This window comes from Kocuria sp. CPCC 205263 (assembly GCF_040981075.1).
Taxonomy (GTDB): domain Bacteria; phylum Actinomycetota; class Actinomycetes; order Actinomycetales; family Micrococcaceae; genus Kocuria; species Kocuria rosea.
Genome location: NZ_JAVKPV010000011.1, coordinates 1 through 16,919, shown reverse-complemented (window position 1 = coordinate 16,919; position 16,919 = coordinate 1). Strand labels below are relative to the sequence as shown.

General features: G+C 74.8%; 21 protein-coding genes. 16 read left to right on the top strand and 5 right to left on the bottom strand.

The annotated features are described in order from the left end of the window. Positions 1-19 precede the first annotated feature (19 nt). The 4 genes from RF647_RS15405 (at position 20) to RF647_RS15390 (ending at position 3,302) form a co-directional block, all read left to right on the top strand. Positions 20-592, top strand: coding sequence for a hypothetical protein (locus RF647_RS15405; RefSeq protein WP_368812490.1), 573 nt, complete (start codon positions 20-22; stop codon positions 590-592). Positions 593-679: 87 nt separating this feature from the next. Further along, positions 680-1,084 (top strand): hypothetical protein, encoded by a 405-nt coding sequence (locus tag RF647_RS15400; protein ID WP_368812489.1) that lies wholly within the window; start codon positions 680-682, stop codon positions 1,082-1,084. Next, positions 1,081-2,649 carry a hypothetical protein gene (locus tag RF647_RS15395; RefSeq protein ID WP_368812488.1) on the top strand — a complete coding sequence of 523 codons (1,569 nt, stop codon included), beginning with the start codon at positions 1,081-1,083 and terminating at the stop codon, positions 2,647-2,649. Before RF647_RS15400 ends, RF647_RS15395 begins: the two co-directional genes overlap by 4 nt. Then, complete coding sequence (locus RF647_RS15390) at positions 2,619-3,302, top strand: ATP-binding cassette domain-containing protein (protein WP_368812487.1); 684 nt, start codon at positions 2,619-2,621, stop codon at positions 3,300-3,302. The genes RF647_RS15395 and RF647_RS15390 overlap by 31 nt, the downstream gene beginning before the upstream one ends. Here the strand turns inward: RF647_RS15390 and RF647_RS15385 are convergent. Further along, on the bottom strand, positions 3,266-3,961 hold the full coding sequence (locus tag RF647_RS15385; RefSeq protein ID WP_368812486.1) for a response regulator: 696 nt from the start codon (positions 3,959-3,961) through the stop codon (positions 3,266-3,268). The two genes, RF647_RS15390 and RF647_RS15385, sit on opposite strands and share 37 nt — an antisense overlap. 181 nt (positions 3,962-4,142) lie before the next feature. On the opposite strand from RF647_RS15385, the gene RF647_RS15380 reads away from it, so the two are divergent. Together RF647_RS15380 and RF647_RS15375 are read left to right on the top strand one after the other, a co-directional pair. After that, a complete protein-coding gene (locus RF647_RS15380) occupies positions 4,143-4,328 on the top strand; it encodes a hypothetical protein (RefSeq protein WP_368812485.1) in 186 nt (61 codons plus the stop codon). An 86-nt stretch (positions 4,329-4,414) separates the two neighbouring features. Further along, positions 4,415-5,632: a sensor histidine kinase gene (locus RF647_RS15375; RefSeq protein ID WP_368812484.1), complete on the top strand. Its 1,218-nt coding sequence runs from the start codon at positions 4,415-4,417 to the stop codon at positions 5,630-5,632. Here the strand turns inward: RF647_RS15375 and RF647_RS15370 are convergent. After that, a complete protein-coding gene (locus tag RF647_RS15370) occupies positions 5,561-6,847 on the bottom strand; it encodes an MFS transporter (protein WP_368812483.1) in 1,287 nt (428 codons plus the stop codon). The genes RF647_RS15375 and RF647_RS15370 overlap by 72 nt on opposite strands. A gap of 56 nt (positions 6,848-6,903) precedes the next feature. Here RF647_RS15370 and RF647_RS15365 point away from each other — a divergent pair, with 56 nt between their 5' ends. From RF647_RS15365 to RF647_RS15330, 8 genes are all read left to right on the top strand, one after another. Continuing rightward, positions 6,904-7,542: a DNA-3-methyladenine glycosylase I gene (locus RF647_RS15365; protein WP_368812482.1), complete on the top strand. Its 639-nt coding sequence runs from the start codon at positions 6,904-6,906 to the stop codon at positions 7,540-7,542. A gap of 58 nt (positions 7,543-7,600) precedes the next feature. Then, the gene (locus tag RF647_RS15360; RefSeq protein WP_133410930.1) at positions 7,601-7,810 is read left to right on the top strand and encodes a hypothetical protein; all 210 of its coding nucleotides are present in this window, start codon (positions 7,601-7,603) and stop codon (positions 7,808-7,810) included. Between the two features lie 4 nt (positions 7,811-7,814). Beyond that, positions 7,815-8,648 carry a PhzF family phenazine biosynthesis protein gene (locus tag RF647_RS15355; RefSeq protein ID WP_368812481.1) on the top strand — a complete coding sequence of 278 codons (834 nt, stop codon included), beginning with the start codon at positions 7,815-7,817 and terminating at the stop codon, positions 8,646-8,648. A 37-nt stretch (positions 8,649-8,685) separates the two neighbouring features. Further along, complete coding sequence (locus tag RF647_RS15350) at positions 8,686-9,123, top strand: acyl-CoA thioesterase (protein WP_368812480.1); 438 nt, start codon at positions 8,686-8,688, stop codon at positions 9,121-9,123. Position 9,124: 1 nt separating this feature from the next. Further along, entirely contained in the window at positions 9,125-9,994 is an 870-nt protein-coding gene (locus RF647_RS15345; protein WP_368812479.1) for an SMP-30/gluconolactonase/LRE family protein, read from the top strand. A 5-nt stretch (positions 9,995-9,999) separates the two neighbouring features. Next, positions 10,000-10,173 (top strand): hypothetical protein, encoded by a 174-nt coding sequence (locus RF647_RS15340; protein ID WP_368812478.1) that lies wholly within the window; start codon positions 10,000-10,002, stop codon positions 10,171-10,173. Between the two features lie 43 nt (positions 10,174-10,216). Further along, entirely contained in the window at positions 10,217-11,011 is a 795-nt protein-coding gene (locus RF647_RS15335) for a MerR family transcriptional regulator (protein WP_368812477.1), read from the top strand. Positions 11,012-11,085: 74 nt separating this feature from the next. After that, the gene (locus RF647_RS15330; RefSeq protein ID WP_368812476.1) at positions 11,086-11,790 is read left to right on the top strand and encodes a TetR/AcrR family transcriptional regulator; all 705 of its coding nucleotides are present in this window, start codon (positions 11,086-11,088) and stop codon (positions 11,788-11,790) included. A 1-nt stretch (position 11,791) separates the two neighbouring features. On the opposite strand, the gene RF647_RS15325 is transcribed toward RF647_RS15330, so the two are convergent. Beyond that, a complete protein-coding gene (locus tag RF647_RS15325; protein WP_368812475.1) occupies positions 11,792-12,337 on the bottom strand; it encodes a GNAT family N-acetyltransferase in 546 nt (181 codons plus the stop codon). 131 nt (positions 12,338-12,468) lie between these two features. On the opposite strand from RF647_RS15325, the gene RF647_RS15320 reads away from it, so the two are divergent. Both RF647_RS15320 and RF647_RS15315 read left to right on the top strand, forming a co-directional pair. After that, positions 12,469-14,595, top strand: a complete 2,127-nt coding sequence (locus RF647_RS15320; RefSeq protein WP_368812474.1) for a 3-hydroxyacyl-CoA dehydrogenase NAD-binding domain-containing protein — start codon at positions 12,469-12,471, stop codon at positions 14,593-14,595. Positions 14,596-14,645: 50 nt separating this feature from the next. Beyond that, positions 14,646-15,884, top strand: a complete 1,239-nt coding sequence (locus RF647_RS15315; protein ID WP_368812473.1) for an acyl-CoA dehydrogenase family protein — start codon at positions 14,646-14,648, stop codon at positions 15,882-15,884. Positions 15,885-15,959: 75 nt separating this feature from the next. On the opposite strand, the gene RF647_RS15310 is transcribed toward RF647_RS15315, so the two are convergent. Together RF647_RS15310 and RF647_RS15305 are read right to left on the bottom strand one after the other, a co-directional pair. After that, positions 15,960-16,298 carry a hypothetical protein gene (locus RF647_RS15310; RefSeq protein ID WP_368812472.1) on the bottom strand — a complete coding sequence of 113 codons (339 nt, stop codon included), beginning with the start codon at positions 16,296-16,298 and terminating at the stop codon, positions 15,960-15,962. 260 nt (positions 16,299-16,558) lie between these two features. Then, a partial coding sequence (locus tag RF647_RS15305; protein ID WP_368812471.1) for a hypothetical protein occupies positions 16,559-16,919 on the bottom strand: 361 nt, incomplete at its 5' end.

Below are 16,919 nucleotides of genomic sequence, written 5' to 3'. Positions count from 1 at the left end.
CGCTACCGGAAGGACCCCGATGTCCACCCTCCACGTCTCCGCCCACCCCGGGGCCGAAACCTCTGCCACCCGTCCGCTGCCAGCGACCACCCGGCCCGTCCGGACCCTCCTCTGGGCGGTGGGGCTCGGGCTGCTGCTGCTGCGGCTGCCGGCGACCACCGACCAGATGCAGGACCAGGCCGCGGCGGCCGTGACCGACGAGCTGCAGGGGGTCGACCCGTCCCTGATCGGGCTCTCCGTCAACGTCGCCGTGCTCGTCGGCGTCCTGGTCTTCGCCGTGGTCCTCGCCCTGTACCTCTGGTTCGCCGGGCTCCTCGAGAGCAGACTCCTCCCGCAGGGCCTGCCGCTCGGCGGCGGGCAGCGGATCGGGCTCTACACGCTGGTGGTCGGCGGCCTCACGGTGCTGTCCCAGGGCTGGGCCCTGGCCACCGGGCGGATGGCGGAGGGACCCGTGGAGGCCGCCGCGGTGCTGGTCCTCGCCCTCGCCGCGGCGCTGCTCTACCGCGGCCGGTGGAGGTCCTGCGCCGCCGGCCGCCAGGTGCTCGTGGTCGTCGTCGCCGTCGCGACCGCCGCGCTCGTCGCCATGGTGTGACCCGGCCGCCGTTCCCGCCGCCCCCCAGCCCGCCGCCGGCCCCGCCCCCACCGCTCATCAGATCCTCGACCACCAGGAGTGCCCACCGTGCCGACCCTCACCCAGAACCACGTCCGACTGGTCCTCGTCACCGTGGCCGTCCTGAGCGCCGCCGCCCTGACCGCGATCCTCCTCCAGGGCCGGGGCACCAGCACCGTCCCGGTCGGACTGTGGTCCCTCCTCGTGGGCGGGCTGGCGGTCGCCGGGGTGCTCCTGCCGCTCGTGGCCGCCGCGACCCCGCTGTCCCGCCCGCGCTCCGTGGCGCCGGCCGTGCTGCTGTTCCTGGCCATGACGGCCCACGCGACCTTCCTCGACGAGCAGCTGAGCGGGTTCCCCGTGGGCTGGCTGTGCACCATGGGCGTGGTCGTCGCCCTCGCGGGCACGGTCGTGCTCCTGTTCAACGCGCTTGGGCTGCGCCGGGAGCGGTCCGGGACGCGCAGCAGGCTCTCGTGACGACCAGCGCGACCGCGAGCCCCACGAGCGGGTCGGCCGGCCCGGTGCGGCGGCGGACGCCCGCCCCGCCGGCCCGCCGCCGGCTCCGGCTCCTGGCGGACCTGCGGATCGCGGACCTGCTGCAGGCGCTGGGCACGTCCGTGCCGGTGGACACCGCCCGCCGCATCGTGGTCGGGGCCGCGGCAGGGGCCGTGCTCCTGGCGTTCGCGGCCGGGATCGTCGCGGGGCGCGCGGCCGCGGTGCTGGCGCCGGGCGCGGACGTGGTCGGGCTCTTCGTGCTGGTCTGCGCCTACGCCGGGCTCGGCGCCCTCGCGGGCGAGACCCTCGGCCGGTTCCGCAGCTGCGTCAGCGACCACCCGCAGCGGGACTTCTTCGTGGGCCTCGACGTCCGGGCCGCGGACGTGTTCGTCGTCCACGCCCTCCCGCGCGTGGCCGTGGCGAGCGCCGTGTGGGGCGCCGCGGGCCTGGGGGTGCTCGCCGGGTCCGTCCTGGCCGGGCACGGGCCCGGGGCCGAGGGGACGGCACTGCTGCTGGGGACGCCCGTGGCCTTCGGCGCGCTGACGGCCGCCGGGGCGCTGCGCTCCGCCGCCCGCCCCGAGAACGGGCGCCGGCACTTCCCCGCGGTGCTCGCGGCGGCGTCCGTCCTGGCCGGGGCCGGGGCGCACGGGGCGGTGCTGCTGCTGACCCCCCTCGTCCCCGGCACCCTCGCCCCGGTGGCCGGCGCGGCACCCGGTCCCGCGCCGGGGCTGCCGGAACCCGTCCTCCTCGCAGGCCTCACGGCGGTCGCGGCCGTCGGCGCGGTCGGTGCCGTCGCCGGCCGCCGCGCCCTCGCGGCGGTGTCCTTCCCGGCCCGGCGCGCCGCGCCCCCGGTGCGCCGGCCGCGCCTGAGCGGTCCCGCGGTCCTGCAGTTCGCCCGGGTGCTGGGCGTCCAGCGGGCGCACGGGTGGCGTCTGCGGGCCCAGCAGCGGATCACCGTCGCGGTCGCCGCCGCGACCGCGGCGCTGCTCGGGGCGACCTCCGCCGGTCTCCGGATGCCGCCGCTGCCCGCCCTGCCGGACGCGGTGTGGGAGGCGGCGCTGCGGCCCACCCTGGGCTTCGCCGCCCTCATGACGGGCCTCGCTCTCGCGGAGCTCGTGAGCTCGGACATCGGCGCCTTCCGCTACGGCCGCCACCTGCGCACCGCCGTGGAGTCCGGGGCGTCCCGCTCCTCTGTGGCGCTGGGGCACCTCACCGCGCTCACCCTGCCGCTGCTGCTGCCGGCCCTGCTGCTCGTCGTCGCGGCCCGGGTGCTGACGGGGACCCTGTCCGCGGCGCCCGCGGCCGTGGTGCTGGGCGCGGTGTGGGCCGCGACCGTCGCGGAGCACCTGCTGCCGCCGCCGCGCACGGTCGAGGGGACGGGCGGGGACAGCCCGTTCACGGGGGTCCTCACCGTCGTCCTCGCCGCCGCGCCCGTGGCCGTCCCGCTGACCTTCCCCGCCACCGACCCGTGGATCGTCCCCCTGCTCGCCCTGACCCTCGCCGGAGGTGCCCTCACATGCCTGCACCGCTCCCTCACCCACCGCTGATCCACGTCGAGGCGGTGAGCGCCGGCTTCGACGCCGGGCGCCCTGTCCACCGGGGGCTCACGCTGCGGATCGAAGCCCCCGGGCTGACGCTGCTGCAGGGCCCCAACGGCTCCGGCAAGTCGACGCTCGTCGAGGTCCTCAGCGGGCACCTGCCGCAGACCGCGGGCACGGTCACGCTCGCCGGAGTGGACGCACGCTCGCCGGAGGCCTCCCGGGTGCGCCGGATCTGCCGCACCGAACCGGCGCTCTACCCCACGATGACCGCACGGGACCACGTGGTGTTCGCGAGCGGCTGGTGCGGCGCCGATCCGCAGGAGGGGCTGCGCCGCGCGGAGCGCCACGGGCTCGGACCGTGGCTGGACGAGGCCGCCGAGCACCTGTCCACGGGCAACCGGCGCAAGCTGTGGACGATCGTGTGCACCAGCGGCGACTTCGACGTCGTCGTCCTGGACGAGCCGTTCAACGGACTGGACGGCGCGTCCACGACGGTGCTCTGCGAGGAGCTCACGGAGTGGGCGGCGCGGCGCGCGGTCCTGGTGGTGGCCCACCGCCCGCCCGCGCAGCTGGCGCCGGACGCGGTGCTGACCCTCCCCGGCGGCGCGGACCCGCGGGCGGCTCAGGACGAGGGGATCGTCACCAGCCCGGTGCGGTAGGCCTTGATCACGACCTGCACCCGGTCCCGCACCTCCATCTTCGTGAGGATGTGGCTGAGGTGGGACTTGACGGTCGGCTCGGACACGAAGAGCGCGGCGGCGATCTCGCGGTTGCTGAGGCCCTCGCAGAGCAGGGCCACGACCTCGCGCTCCCGCGCCGAGAGCCCCTCCACCGCGGCGACGTCCTCCGGCTGCGGCACCGCCGGCTCCGGGTCCGCGACGACGCTGCGGACGAGGGTGGCGGCCACCCGCCGGGAGATCGCGGCCTCCCCGGCCAGCACGCTGCGCACGGCGCCCACGATCTCGTGGGGCTCGGAGTCCTTGACCACGTAGCCGCTCGCCCCGGCCCGGAGCGCGGGGATCACCCAGTCCTCCGAGTGGAACGTGGTCACGGCCAGCACCTTCACCTCCGGGTGCTCGTGCGTGATCGCACGGGTGGCCTCGATGCCGTCCAGGACCGGCATCTGCAGGTCCATGACCACCACGTCCGGGCGCAGGGCGCGGCACTGCTCGACCGCCGCCCGGCCGTTGCGGGCCTCGCCCACGACCACGAGGTCCTCCTCGGCGTCGATGAACACGCGCAGGGCGCGGAGCATGAGCTGCTGGTCGTCGACGATCAGGACCTTGACGGGGCTCGCCGCCGGCGCGTGCTCGTTCATGGCTCTCACCGTAGCGGAGAGGGGCCACGGCGCCGGCGGGACGGGGCCGCCCGGCGCACGGGTCCGCCCAAGGGATGACCCCCGGCCATCCTCCCGGATGACCCCGCGGACCCCACCCGTCGGCGACCATGGTTCACGACCGCACACCGATCGGGTGCGGCGCCCTGCCGGAAGGACCCCCGTGAACACGCTCTCCGCCGCCTCGCTGCTCGCCGCCGTGCTGCTGACCGCCGGTGGTGTTCCCACCGCCGCGGCCCCGGAGCCGCCGGTCGCCCTGGCGCCGGTCCTGAAGGTCGATCCCGGCACCGACAGCCCGGACGGGCACACGAGCCGCGGGTGCTCGTTCCTCTTCCTGCGCTGGTGCTGATCCGGCGCGCTCCCGGACGGGCCCGGCGCCCGCGGCTATCCTCCGAGGTGGACCGGAGCACCGGGCCACCGCATCGGAAGGACCGCATGGCACGCCGCGCAGCGCAGCAGGACCGCCGGCCCGGCCTGGGCACGCTCCTGCCGCAGGGGATCGCCCGGGCCCGCCCCCTGCACCGGTGGGTGCGGGTGGCCTTGCTGCTGTTCATCACGGTGAGCGCCCTGGACGCCGTCCGGCTCGTGCTGACCGGTCCGGGCCTGGGGTTCGGGGGCCGGGACTACGAGCTGCTGCTCGTGGTCCTCGAAGCCGCCACGGTCGCCGTCCTGGCGCTGCGCTCCAGCTGGACGTGGCTGCCGCTCGCCGCGCTGCTGGTCCTGCTCCACCCCCAGACCAACCCGGGCAGCTACATGGTCGTGATCCCGCTGGTCCTGGCCTTCACCGCGTACGGGGCGGCCCTGCCCGGACTGGCCGCGGCCGTCGGGGCCTTCCTCGTGTGGCAGACCTCGTGGGCCGTCAACGTCTCGGTCGTGGGCCCGCAGTTCCTCTGGAGCTACGTGCCGCTGACCCTGGTCCTCCTCCTGCCCGGTCTCGTCCTGCGGGCCCTGAGCGCGCAGCAGGAGCTGGACCGCGTCGAGATCGCCGCGGGCCAGGAGCGCACGGCGCACGCCCTCGAGCAGCAGCGCCTCGAGCTGGCCCGGGAGCTGCACGACATCGTCGCCCACGACCTCACGCTCATCGCGATGCAGGCGCGCTCGGGGGCCTACTCACGGGACCCGGAGACCATGAAGGAGGCCCTGGACGTGGTGGGCGACTCCTCCCGCGCGGCCCTCAAGGACCTGCGCCGGCTGCTGGGGATCATGCGCGTGGAGCCGGGCGCCGGGCTCGCACAGGACTCCAGCGCCGCCGCGGCCGTCGACACGGACCGGGGCCTCGAGGAGGTCGCGGCCGCGCTGCGGGAGGTCGGCTTCCGCACGGACACCCGGGCGCGGGGCGACCTCGCGCGGATCCCGGAAGGGGTGCGGCCCACGGTCCAGCGGGTCCTCCAGGAGGGGGCGACGAACATCATGAAGCACGCGCCCGCCCGGACGAGCTGCGTGCTGGCCGTGCAGGTCGACGAGGCCGACGTCGTGGTCGAGGTGCACAACGCCGCGGGGCCGGGCGCCGGGCCCGGCCTCCCGGCCTCGGGGTACGGGCTGCTCGGTCTGCGCGAGCGCGTCCATCTGCTCGGCGGGGAGCTAGCGGCGGGACCGGCGGACGGCGGCTGGCGCGTCGGCGCCCGCATCCCGCTGGGCCCGGCCGCCGTGTGAGACCACCACGACCGCCACGAGGACGAGCAGGGCGGCGCTGAGCCCGTCGAAGCCGATCAGCGCCAGCACCGGTCCGGCGAGCGCCCCGCCGGTCGCGCCGGCGAGGTTCATGAACAGGTCCGAGACGCCCTGCAGCTTCGGCCGCTCGGCCGGCGGGACGGCCTCGGCCACGAGCGTGGAGCCCGCGACCGTGGAGGCGGACCAGCCGAGCCCGAGCAGGACCAGGCTGACCGTCACCAGCACGGTGGACGTCGAGCCGAACCAGGACAGCACGAGGGACGCCACGAACAGGGCCTGGCCGAGCAGGACGGTGGGGCGGCGCCCGGCCCGGTCCGCGAGCCAGCCGAACACGGGGGCGAGGGCGTACATCCCGGCCACGTGCAGGCTGATGGTCAGGCCCACGACGCTCAGCGACGCCCCGTGGAGGGTCAGGTGCACGGGCGTCATGGACATGAGCGCCACCATGACGGCGTGGCTCAGCGCCACGGTGAGCACGGCACGGCGGGCGGGCGACGAGGACCGCAGCACCGCCAGCCCGCCCGCGGGGGAGGGCTTGCCCCTGCCCGCGGCCTCGCCGTCGGCCACGGCCAGCAGCAGGGGGTCCGGCCGCAGCGCCGTGAGGTAGACCAGGGCCCCGAAGGCCTGCGCCACGAGGGCGATGACGAAGCCGCCCGTCAGCGCCGGCAGGCCCAGGGCCCGCCCGATCAGCTCACCCGGCTCGAAGAGGTTGGGGCCGAGCACCGCGCCGATCGTCGTGGACCAGACGACCAGGGAGAGGTCCCGGGCGCGGGTGTCGTCCGCGGCCAGGTCGGTCGCCGCGAACCGGGACTGGAGGTTGAGCGCCGAGCCGGCGCCGAGCAGGGCCAGGCCCAGCAGCAGGACGGGGAAGCTCGAGAGGACGGCGGCGCCGATCGTGATCGACGCGCCCGCCATGGCGGTGAACGCCCCGGTGCTCAGCGAGATCCGCCGGCCGCGGGCCTGGGCGAGCCGCGCGAGGGGGACGGCGAGCAGGGCCGCGCCGAGGGTGTTCATGGTCGCGGCCATGCCGGACCAGGCGGAGGAGCCGGAGACCTCGGTGACGAGGAGGGCGCCGAGGGCCAGGGTGGCGCCGACGCCCAGCCCGCCGAGTATCTGGCCGAGGGCGAGGACGCGGACGACCTTCCGCTGCAGGGCGCGCCGGTCCACGGCGGGGTTCGTCGGGTGCATGACCGCCATCCTATACCCCTGGGGGTACTCGTCCCGGGTGTGTCGGAGCCCCTCGGTGTGGTTCGATGCTCGGCATGAGCTCCCTGCCCGATCCCGCGACCGGACTCGTCCTCGGCGAGGACGGGCTCGCCCGCCCCGTCTGGGCCGCCACGGACCCGCTCCTGCGCGAGTACTACGACACCGAGTGGGGCGTCCCCGTGCGGGACGAGCGGGGGCTCTACGAGCGGATCTGCCTCGAGGGCTTCCAGTCCGGGCTGTCCTGGGCCACGATCCTGCGCAAGCGACCCGCCTTCCGGGCGGCCTTCGCGGACTTCGACCCGGACACGGTCGCGGGCTTCGGCCCGGCCGACGTCGACCGCCTGCTGGGCGACGCCGGGATCGTGCGCCACCGGGGCAAGATCGAGGCCGCCGTCGGCAACGCCCGCGCCACCGTGGCCCTGCGCGCCGAGGGCGGGCTGACCGAGCTCGTGTGGTCGTTCCGCCCGGCACGGACCCCGCGTCCGCGCACGGCGGAGGAGGTCCCGACCCGCTCGCCGGAGTCCGAGGCCCTGTCCCGGGCCCTGCGGGCGCACGGCTTCCGCTTCGTGGGGCCAACCACGATGCACGCGCTCATGGAGGCGGTCGGGATCGTCGACACCCACCTGCTCGGCAGCCACCGCCGGGGCAGCTCCGGGGTGTGGCCGGAGGCGCCGGAGGGTGCGTAGGATTCCTGGCACCGAACCCGACGACGCCCCGCGTCGCCTTCCGGCAGGAGGCCCGGCCATGTACGACAACAGCGAGCAGCGCAGCGCGGTGCTGCCCCTGGTGCTGAGCACCGTGGGCTCCGTCCTGGTCGGCCTGGTGGTCCGGAGGCTGCGGGAGGACCGGGCGGCGGCCCGTGGCGGGACCGCCGGCGGGCCCGCCGGCCGGGACGCCCGGCGGACGGGACGGTCCCGGCCCGCCCGGAGGAACACGCGCGGGCCGGTGCTCTGAGACCATGACGAGCCACGCGATCAGCTGGGTGGACGTCTTCTCGCCGGCGCCGCTGGGCGGCAACCCGCTCGCCGTCGTGCACGGGGCCGACGCCCTCGACGAGGACACGATGGCGCGCTTCGCCCGCTGGACCAACCTCTCCGAGACCACGTTCCTGCTCGAGCCCACGGTCCCCGGCGCCGACTACCGGGTGCGGATCTTCACCCCCGGCGGGGAGCTGCCCTTCGCGGGTCACCCCACGCTCGGGACGGCGTCCGCCTGGCTCGCCCTCGGCGGGGAGCCCGCGGGAGCGGACGTCGTCCAGGAGTGCGGGGTCGGGCTGGTGACCGTCCGGCGCCGCGAGGGCCGGCTCTCGTTCGCCGCCCCGCCGCTGACGCGCTACGAGCCCGTGGCGGAGCCCGCGCTGCTGGACCGCGTGGCGCGGTCCCTGCGGCTGGACCCGTCCGCGCTGCTCGACGTGTCCTGGCTGGACAACGGCCCCGGCTGGATCGGGGTGCGCGTGTCCGACGCCGGGACCGTGCTGGGCGTGCGTGCGGACTGGTCCGCCATGGCCGGGCTCAAGCTCGGCGTGGTGGGCCCCCACCCCGAGGGCACCGAGTGCGCGGTCGAGGTGCGGGCGTTCGTGGGGGACTGGGTCGTGGAGGACCCGGTCACGGGCAGCCTCAACGCGGGCCTGGCCCGGTGGCTGACGGACAACGGGTGGGCCCCGGAGCGCTACGTCGCCGCCCAGGGCACCGTGCTCGGGCGCACCGGGCGCGTGCTGCTGGAGCGGGACGCGGACACCATCTGGGTCGGCGGCCAGGTCAGCCCGGTGGTCCGCGGGACCGTGGAGCTGTAGCCGACGGTGCGGGGGTCGCCCTCGGTATCGTGGGGGCATGACCACCCAGGACATCACCTTCCGCACCCGCAAGTGGGTCAAGCCGGAGGACCTCAACGCCAACGGCACCCTGTTCGGCGGCAGCCTGCTCCGCTGGATCGACGAGGAGGCGGCGATCTACGCCATCGTCCAGCTCGGCAACCAGCGGGCGGTGACGAAGTACATGTCGGAGATCAACTTCGTGAGCTCCGCCGAGCAGGGCGACATCATCGAGATGGGCCTGACCGCCACCGGGTTCGGCCGCACGTCCCTGACCATGCGCGCCCAGGTGCGCAACATGATCACCCGGGACCTCATCCTGAGCATCGACAAGATCGTCTTCGTGAACCTCGACCGGGAGGGGCGGCCCGCCCCGCACGGCTACACCGAGATCACCTACGACCGGGACCGGATCCCCACCACGGCGCTGCCCGCGGTGCACGGGAAGGGCCGCTGAGATGGGGGCGCGGCGGCTGCGCGCCGAGCGGATCACCGACTCAGTCACCTACCACGGCGAGGGGCCGTGCTGGTCGGAGTCCTGGGGCGGGCTGCGGTGGGTCGACATGCTCGCGGGGGACGTGCTGTCCCTCGGCGCGGACGGCGAGGTGCTCCGCAAGCACGTCGGGGACGTCGTGGCCTGCGTGCGCCCGCGCGCGACCGGGGGAGCGGTGCTGGCGCTGGAGACCGGCGTGGCCCTCGAGGACCCGGACGGCACCGTCCACCCGGCCGAGCAGCTCTGGGAGCCCGGGGCGGTCCGGATGAACGAGGGCGGGGCCGGCCCGGACGGCTCCTTCTACGTCGGCTCCATGGCCTGGGACCAGACGGAGGGCGCGGCCACGCTCTGGCGCGTGCACCCGGACCTGCGCTGGGAGTCTGTCCTGGAGGGCGTCACCGTCTCCAACGGCATCGCCTGGTCCCCGGACGGCGCCCTGGCCTACTACAACGACACGCCCACCGGGAAGGTCGACGTCTTCGACTGGTCCCCGGACGGGGGTCTGCGCGGGCGCCGCACCTTCGTGGTGCCCGAGCTCGCGGAGGGGGACGTCCACCCCGACGGGCTGACCGTCGACGCCGAGGGCGCGGTCTGGGTGGCGCTGCACGGCGCCGGGCAGGTGCACCGCTACACGGCCGACGGCGCCCTGGACACCGTCGTGGAGGTCGGCGCGCGCCAGACCACCGCGTGCTGCCTGGGCGGGGAAGACCTGCGCATCCTCTACATCACCACGTCCCGGGAGAACCTCGCCCCGGACGAGGACCCCGCCGCCGGCTCCCTGTTCGCGGTCCGGGTCGACGTCCCCGGCCTGCCCGTCCTGCCGTTCGGGGACTGAGCGCGGTGGAGAACCCCCGGCGCGCCGCCGGACTGCTGTGGCTGCTCGTGCTCGTGTGGGTCGTGGCCCTCGTGGGCTCCCTGCTCAGCGGGGGCACCTCCTCGGCGCTCTCCTTCGCCGTGCTCGCCGTGCTGTGCGCCGCCGGGGCCGCGTTCTTCGGCGGCCGGGCCGGCCGCTGACGGGCTTGACCCTCACGCGGAGGGAGGGCCCAGAGTGGAGGACATGGACGGACAGCGCCCCGTGACGGCGGACGAGAAGCTCAGCGTGGGACAGGTCGCGGAGCGCTTCGGCGTCACCGTGCGCACGCTGCACCACTACGACGACGTCGGCCTGCTGCGCCCGAGCGAACGCTCCGCGGGCGGATACCGCCTCTACACGGAGGACGACCTGCTCCGGCTGCGGCACGTGGTGGTCTACCGCCGGCTCGGCTTCCCCCTCGGGCGCATCGAGGAGCTCCTGGCCGCGGCGGACGCCGATTCCGTGCTGGTCCACCTGCGCCGGCAGCGCGAGTCCGTCCTGGCGAGACAGGCCGAGCTGGCCGACCTCGTCACCGCGATCGACCGAGCACTGGAGAAGGAAATGACCGGAATCGATCTGACCCCGGAGGAGCGCCGCGAGCTCTTCGGCGAGGGCTTCAGCGACGAGTACGCGGCCGAGGCCGAGCGCCGGTGGGGCGGCACCGACGCGTGGGCGCAGTCCCGTCGGCGCGCGGCCGGATACGACCGGGAGGACTGGCGGCGGATCGCCGCCGAGACCACAGCGATCAACGAGCGCTTCGTCGCGGTCAAGCGCGCGGGGCTCCCCGCGGACTCGGCCGAGGCGATGGATGCCGCGGAGGCCGCCCGGCGCCGGATCCACGAACGCTTCTACGACCTCTCGCCCGAGTTACACCGGGCCCTGGGGGACATGTACGTGGCCGACCCGCGGTTCACGAAGACCTACGAGGACCTGGAACCCGGGCTGGCGCAGTACGTCCGCGACGCCATCCACGCCAACGCCGACCGCGCCACGGGCTGAGGTCCCCTCGCCGCCCGGGGCGTGCGGGCGGTCCGGCAGGCCGCCGGACTACCATCGTCAGCGAGGAGGCACCCATGACCGAGACCCCCCGGGCGGCCCCGGACGTCGTCACCGGCTCGATCCGCCTGCTCGCGGAGCAGGGCTGGGACGCCACGACCGTGGACCGGCTCGCGCTCGCCGCGGGCATCAGCCGGGCCACGTTCTTCCGCAAGTACGGGTCCAAGGAGGACATCGTCTTCGCGGACCACGCCGCGAACCTCGAGCGCCTCGAGCAGCAGCTGGCCCGGGCGGGGGAGGAGCCGGGCACCGATCCGGCCGTCGCGCTGCGGGACGGCGTGCTGCTGGTCTTCCGCCACCACCTCGACCACCGCGAGCGGGCACTGGCCCGCAACGCTCTGCTCCGGCAGGTCCCGCAGCTGCGGGACCGGGAGCTCATCACGTCCCACCGCTACGAGCGGGTCCTGCAGCGCTACCTGCGCTCCGCGCTGCCCGACTCGCCGGGGCGGAGCACGCTGGCCACGGCGCTGTCCGCCGCCGCGGTGGCGGTGCACAACGCCGCCCTGCGGGCCTGGCTGCGCGCACCGGACACCGACCCCTCGGCCGAGCTGGCCGGGCAGCTCGAGCGCCTCGCGCACACGCTCGTCTCCGGCTACGAGGACAGCGCGGCGCGGCCGGCCGCCGCGCCCGGGGCCCGCCCCGCCGTCGTCGTCACCGTCCTGGACCCCGGCGCGGACACGGAGGAGATCCTGGCGTCCGTGCGGGACGCCCTGCGCCGGTGACTCAGACCTCGTCGGCGAGGATCGCGTAGATCAGCTCGTCGCGCCACTCGCCCAGCTGGCGGTGGCTCTCGCGCAGGGTCGCCTCCAGGCGCATGCCGATGCGCTCGCAGACCTTGGCGGAGCTCACGTTGAGGGCGTCCAGGCTCGCGCAGACCCGGTGGGCGCCCAGCTCGGCGAACGCGAACTCGATCGCGGCGCGAGCTGCCTCGGAGGCGATGCCCCGGCCCGCGTGGTCGGGGTGGACCACCCAGCCGATCTCGACCTGCCCGGCCGCCGCGTCCGTGAGGGTCAGCACGATCTCGCCCACGAGCTCCCGCGAGCCCCGGGGGGAGACGGCGAAGCGGACGGAGTCGCCGTCCCGCCCCCACGGCCGCAGGCCGCTGTTCTCGGCCAGGGTGCGCTCGCACTCCTCGCGCGTGCGCGGGCCCCGCCACGCGTACTGCGCGTAGTCCTCGCGGCTCTGGTAGGAGTGCATGGGCTCGAGGTCCGCGCCGTCGAAGCGGCGGAACGCGAGGCGCTCGGTCTCTGGGGGCAGCACGTCGATCATCACCAGCCAGAATACGGCCTGAACGCCCCGGAACCGCACGCCGCACCACGGCACTGAGACTCAATCCCTTGACCTGAGACTCGGTATCAGCCAGAGTGGTGACGATCACACCACTCGACAGGAGTCCGCCCATGGCACCCGCCGCGCCCGCCCCGTCCTTCCCGTCCACCGTCGCGGTGGACGTCGAGCAGCTGGTTCTGCCCGGACGCTCCGCCCCCGTTGCCCTGGTGCGGCTGGACTCCACCCCGCCGGGCGGGCTGATCATCTGGGGCTCCGCGGCCCTGGAGCAGCTCCGGGACGTCCTGGGCTCGATCGACCAGTCGGCGGTCGAGGCCATCGTGGTCACCGGCAACGCCCGGTCCTTCGGCGCGGGGGCCAACCTCAAGGAGATCCGCCACGCCCAGCTCAGCGGCGTCTCCGACCGGTACGTGGGGCTCGGCCACGAGGCCTTCGGCGTCCTGGCCGACGCGAGCGTGCCCACCTTCTCCCTGCTCACGGGACAGGCCCTGGGCGGCGGGCTCGAGCTCGCCCTGCACACGGACTACCGTGCGGCCCACCCCCGCACCGGCCCGCTCGGACTGCCGGAGTGCCGGCTCGGCTTCTTCCCCGGCTGGGGCGGCGTGCACCTGCTCCCGCACCTGATCGGCCCGGCCGCGGCGCTGCGCGTCATCGTGTTCGACTCCCTGCGGGGCCGGAACACCAGGGCGGCGGAGGCCCTCGAGCTCGGCCTCGTGGACGTGGTGCTCGACGCCGCCCCGGGGACCGGGGAGTGGGACACCGCCTGGCAGCGGTGGGTGGCCGGCACGCTCGACGCGCTCGACGCGGGGGGGACCCGCCGCCGCGCGGGCACACCCGGCGGCACCGGGGAGCAGGAGTGGCAGGACGCCGTGGACCAGGCCCGGGACCGCGCCGAGCGCACTTGGCACGGCGCGGCGCCGGCACCGCTCGTGGCGATCGACCTCGTGGCCGACGCCCGGACGGAGTCCCGCACCGAGAACGGGACGAAGGCCGTGGCCGCCTTCGCCGAGCTCGTCCGCGGGGACGTGGCCAAGGCCTCCCTCTACGCGTTCGAGCTCGTCTCGGCCCGCTCCCGGCAGGCCGCCGACGTGCCCGCCGCCGAACCCGTGCCCCTGCGCAAGGCCGCCGTGATCGGCGCCGGCCTGATGGCCGGCCAGCTCGCCTCGCTCATCGCGAGCGGCGCCCGGATCCCCGTGGTCATGACCGACCTCGACGACGAGCGGCTCGCCGCCGGCGTGGCCCGGACCCGGGAGCGCTTCGCCGCCCAGGCGGCCAGGGGCCGGATCAGCGCGGAGCAGGCCGAGCAGCTCGGCGCCCTCGTCACGGGGGCGAGCGGGCCGGAGGACCTCGCCGACGCGGACTTCGTGATCGAGGCCGTCTTCGAGGACCTCGACGTGAAGAAGAAGGTGTTCGCCCAGTGGGAGCAGGTGGTGCGCCCGGACGCGATCCTCGCGACCAACACGAGCTCCCTGTCCGTCACCGCCATGGCGGAGGGCCTCCGGCACCCCGACCGGGTGGTCGGCTTCCACGTCTTCAACCCCGTGGAGGTCACCCCGCTCCTCGAGATCGTCGCCGGGCGGCGGACCGGCGACGCGGCCCTCGCGACCGCCTTCGAGCTCGCCGCGGCGCTGCGCCGCACAGCGGTGCGCGTCCAGGACGCCCCCGGCTTCGTGGTCAACCGGGTGCTGACCCGGCTGTTCGACGTGATCGTCCAGGCGATCGACGCGGGCACGGACGTGGCGGCCGCCGACCACGCCCCCGATCCGATGGGCCTGCCCATGACCCCGCTGCGGCTGCTCGACTTCGTGGGTCCGGCAGTGCTGCACCACGTGGACGAGACCATGCACCGGGCCTACCCCGAGCGCTACGCGCGGTCCCCGTGGATGGACGCGGTGGTCGGGGCGGGCCTCACCCACGTGCTCCCCACCGAGCAGGCCCCGGAGACGGGCGCCGACGGCTACCTCGCCGCCGACGCCGCCCGGCTGCTCGAGCGGACCCGGGCGGAGCACCCCGCCGGCGCTCCCGTCCCGGCGGAGGAGCTCCTCGTGCGGGTGCAGGACGCCCTGGCCGAGGAGATCGGCGCGATGCTGGCCGAGGGCGTCGTCGCCGGGCCCGAGGACGTGGACCTGTGCATGGTCCTCGGCGCCAACTATCCCTTCCACCTGGGCGGGATTACCCCGTACCTCGACCGCACGGGCGCCTCCGAGCGCGTCCTCGGCCGCCCCTTCCACCAGGACTGACCCTGGCCCCGACCGACCTCCCACCTGCCCACAGAACGAAGGACCCAGCCATGACCGCCACCCCCGAGACCGGCGCGACCCTGTTCCCCGCCGGCACCGTGGAGCCCGACTACGTCCTCGACAAGGCCCTCGACACCGACGCCGCCGGCGCGTTCGACGCGGTCTCCGACACCGACCGGGGGCACTGGATGCGCGCCCGCCGGTTCGTCCAGGAGGACCTGCTGCCCGTCATCGGCGAGCACTGGGACCGCTCGGAGTACTCCCTCGACCTCGTCCGCCGGCTCGGGGAGCTCGACCTGCTGCGCGACGGCGTGGCCGTCGACGGCTACGAGCAGATGTCCAAGACCGCCGCGGGATTGATCAGCATGGAGCTCTCCCGCGGCGACGGGTCCATCGCGACCGTCTCCGGCGTCCAGGGCGGACTCGCGATGCGCTCGATCGCCATGTGCGGCTCCGAGGAGCAGCGGCAGCGCTGGCTGCCGCGGATGGCCACGGGCGAGCTCCTCGGCGCGTTCGCCCTCACGGAGCCCACCCACGGCTCCGACTCCGTCAGCCTAGAGACCCGTGCCACCCCGGTGGACGGCGGCTGGGTGCTCAACGGGGAGAAGAAGTGGATCGGCAACGGTTCGATGGGCGGGATCACCGTGGTGTGGGCCCGCGCCGACGAGGACGGCCAGGTCAGGGGTTTCGTGGTCCCGCAGGAGAGCGAGGGCTACACCGGCACGACCATCCGCGGAAAGCTCGCCCTGCGGGCCATCCACCAGGCGCACCTCCGGTTCGAGAACGTCTTCGTGCCCGAGGAGAACGCGCTGCCGGCGGCACGGTCCTTCAGGAACACCGCCGACGTGCTGTTCGCGACCCGCATCAGCGTGGCGTGGGGCGCGGTGGGGCACGCCCAGGCCTGCTACGAGACCGCCGTGCAGTACGCGGCCCAGCGCGTGCAGTTCGGCCGCCCGCTGGCCGCCTCGCAGATCGTGCAGGAGCGGCTGGCCCGGATGCTGAGCGAGCTCACCCAGATCCAGCTCCTCGTGGCACGGATGACCGAGCGGGAGGAGGCCGGCCGGCTCACCGCCGAGCAGGCGTCGCTGGCGAAGTACACCTCCACGCGCACGGCCCGCTCGATCGCGGCCTACGCCCGTGACCTCCTGGGCGGCAACGGCATCCTCATCGAGAACCGCGTGGCCCGCCACTTCGCGGACATCGAGGCGCTGCACACCTACGAGGGCACCGAGACCGTGCAGGCCCTCATTATCGGACGCGGGATCACCGGCATCTCCGCGTTCGCCTGACCTCCCGGCGCTCCGTCCGACGACGGCGCCCCGGCCGTCGAGGCCGGGGCGCCGTCGTGCTCGGTCCGGCGGGGCTCAGAGGTCCGCGCCGCCGTGGAACGAGTCGTTGCTCGGGTCGACCTCGTCCTCGAACGCGGGGTCCTCAGGGACGTCGAGGTCCGCGATGGCCTCGCCCATGCGGGGCTCCTCGGGCGGGACCTGCTCGTCGCCCGCCTCGTAGCGGGCCTCCGCCGTCTCGTCCCGGAGCTCCTGCTCCGAGGGGACCTCGGGGTGCTCGGGGTCCACGCGCTCGTCCTGCGCGCCGGCCTCGGCACCCTCGATCAGCGGATCCTCGCGCCAGTGCTCGGGGTCGACCTCGGCGGCGCCCTCGTAGGTGTCGGGGGTCTCCGGCAGCTCTTCCGGTGAGGTGCTCATCTGCTGTCCTTTCGGGTCGTGGCATCGATGTGCCATCAGCCTACGCACTGGCGTCCCCGCCGCTCCGGCCACCGGCTCGTCCGGTGGACGGGGGAGCGCTGGGAGCGGTGACGAGGAGGCATCCGCCCGGCCCTCCGGAGTTTTGACGGTCCTGCGGGGCGTGTGTAATGTATTCCGAGTCGCCGCAAGGGACGCGAGAGATCGCCTCGGACGGCAACGCCGAATCCGGCGGACCGAACCCCCTCGAACCATCAAGCCGATCACCGCTGCGCGGTGGCCGACAGCTTGTGGGCCGGGATCGGGTCGGGTACGCTGGTGGAGCTGTTTCGGGCAGCAGCGAGAAATCGCTGCGGCCCACGGCGCCGAATACGGCAGATCCACGAATTTTCCTCCCGAAGGACTTTTACGCCGCTGAGCGACGGAAAAGCGATTTGGGAAAGCGGAGAAGATCGGGATAAGCTGAGGAGGTCGCCGCGGGGAGAGCGAAAGATCGCGAGAACCGAGCGAAAAAGAATTCCAACACGGTTTCCGGGTGTGGTGCCTGGTTGCTGGTCTGTTGTTTGAGAACTCAATAGTGTGCCATGTTTGTTGATACCGGATGTTTTATTCGGTTGATTGGTT

Bases quoted from the DNA above. Each gene is read 5' to 3' on its own strand.
- RF647_RS15335 (WP_368812477.1), top strand. From the start codon at position 10,217: ATGGACGGACAGCGCCCCGTGACGGCGGACGAGAAGCTCAGCGTGGGA.
- RF647_RS15330 (WP_368812476.1), top strand. From the start codon at position 11,086: ATGACCGAGACCCCCCGGGCGGCCCCGGACGTCGTCACCGGCTCGATC.
- RF647_RS15310 (WP_368812472.1), bottom strand. From the start codon at position 16,298: ATGAGCACCTCACCGGAAGAGCTGCCGGAGACCCCCGACACCTACGAG.
- RF647_RS15355 (WP_368812481.1), top strand. From the start codon at position 7,815: ATGACGAGCCACGCGATCAGCTGGGTGGACGTCTTCTCGCCGGCGCCG.
- RF647_RS15365 (WP_368812482.1), top strand. From the start codon at position 6,904: ATGCTCGGCATGAGCTCCCTGCCCGATCCCGCGACCGGACTCGTCCTC.
- RF647_RS15375 (WP_368812484.1), top strand. From the start codon at position 4,415: ATGGCACGCCGCGCAGCGCAGCAGGACCGCCGGCCCGGCCTGGGCACG.
- RF647_RS15320 (WP_368812474.1), top strand. From the start codon at position 12,469: ATGGCACCCGCCGCGCCCGCCCCGTCCTTCCCGTCCACCGTCGCGGTG.
- RF647_RS15390 (WP_368812487.1), top strand. From the start codon at position 2,619: ATGCCTGCACCGCTCCCTCACCCACCGCTGATCCACGTCGAGGCGGTG.
- RF647_RS15350 (WP_368812480.1), top strand. From the start codon at position 8,686: ATGACCACCCAGGACATCACCTTCCGCACCCGCAAGTGGGTCAAGCCG.
- RF647_RS15405 (WP_368812490.1), top strand. From the start codon at position 20: ATGTCCACCCTCCACGTCTCCGCCCACCCCGGGGCCGAAACCTCTGCC.
- RF647_RS15315 (WP_368812473.1), top strand. From the start codon at position 14,646: ATGACCGCCACCCCCGAGACCGGCGCGACCCTGTTCCCCGCCGGCACC.
- RF647_RS15385 (WP_368812486.1), bottom strand. From the start codon at position 3,961: ATGAACGAGCACGCGCCGGCGGCGAGCCCCGTCAAGGTCCTGATCGTC.
- RF647_RS15370 (WP_368812483.1), bottom strand. From the start codon at position 6,847: ATGGCGGTCATGCACCCGACGAACCCCGCCGTGGACCGGCGCGCCCTG.
- RF647_RS15360 (WP_133410930.1), top strand. From the start codon at position 7,601: ATGTACGACAACAGCGAGCAGCGCAGCGCGGTGCTGCCCCTGGTGCTG.
- RF647_RS15325 (WP_368812475.1), bottom strand. From the start codon at position 12,337: ATGATCGACGTGCTGCCCCCAGAGACCGAGCGCCTCGCGTTCCGCCGC.
- RF647_RS15345 (WP_368812479.1), top strand. From the start codon at position 9,125: ATGGGGGCGCGGCGGCTGCGCGCCGAGCGGATCACCGACTCAGTCACC.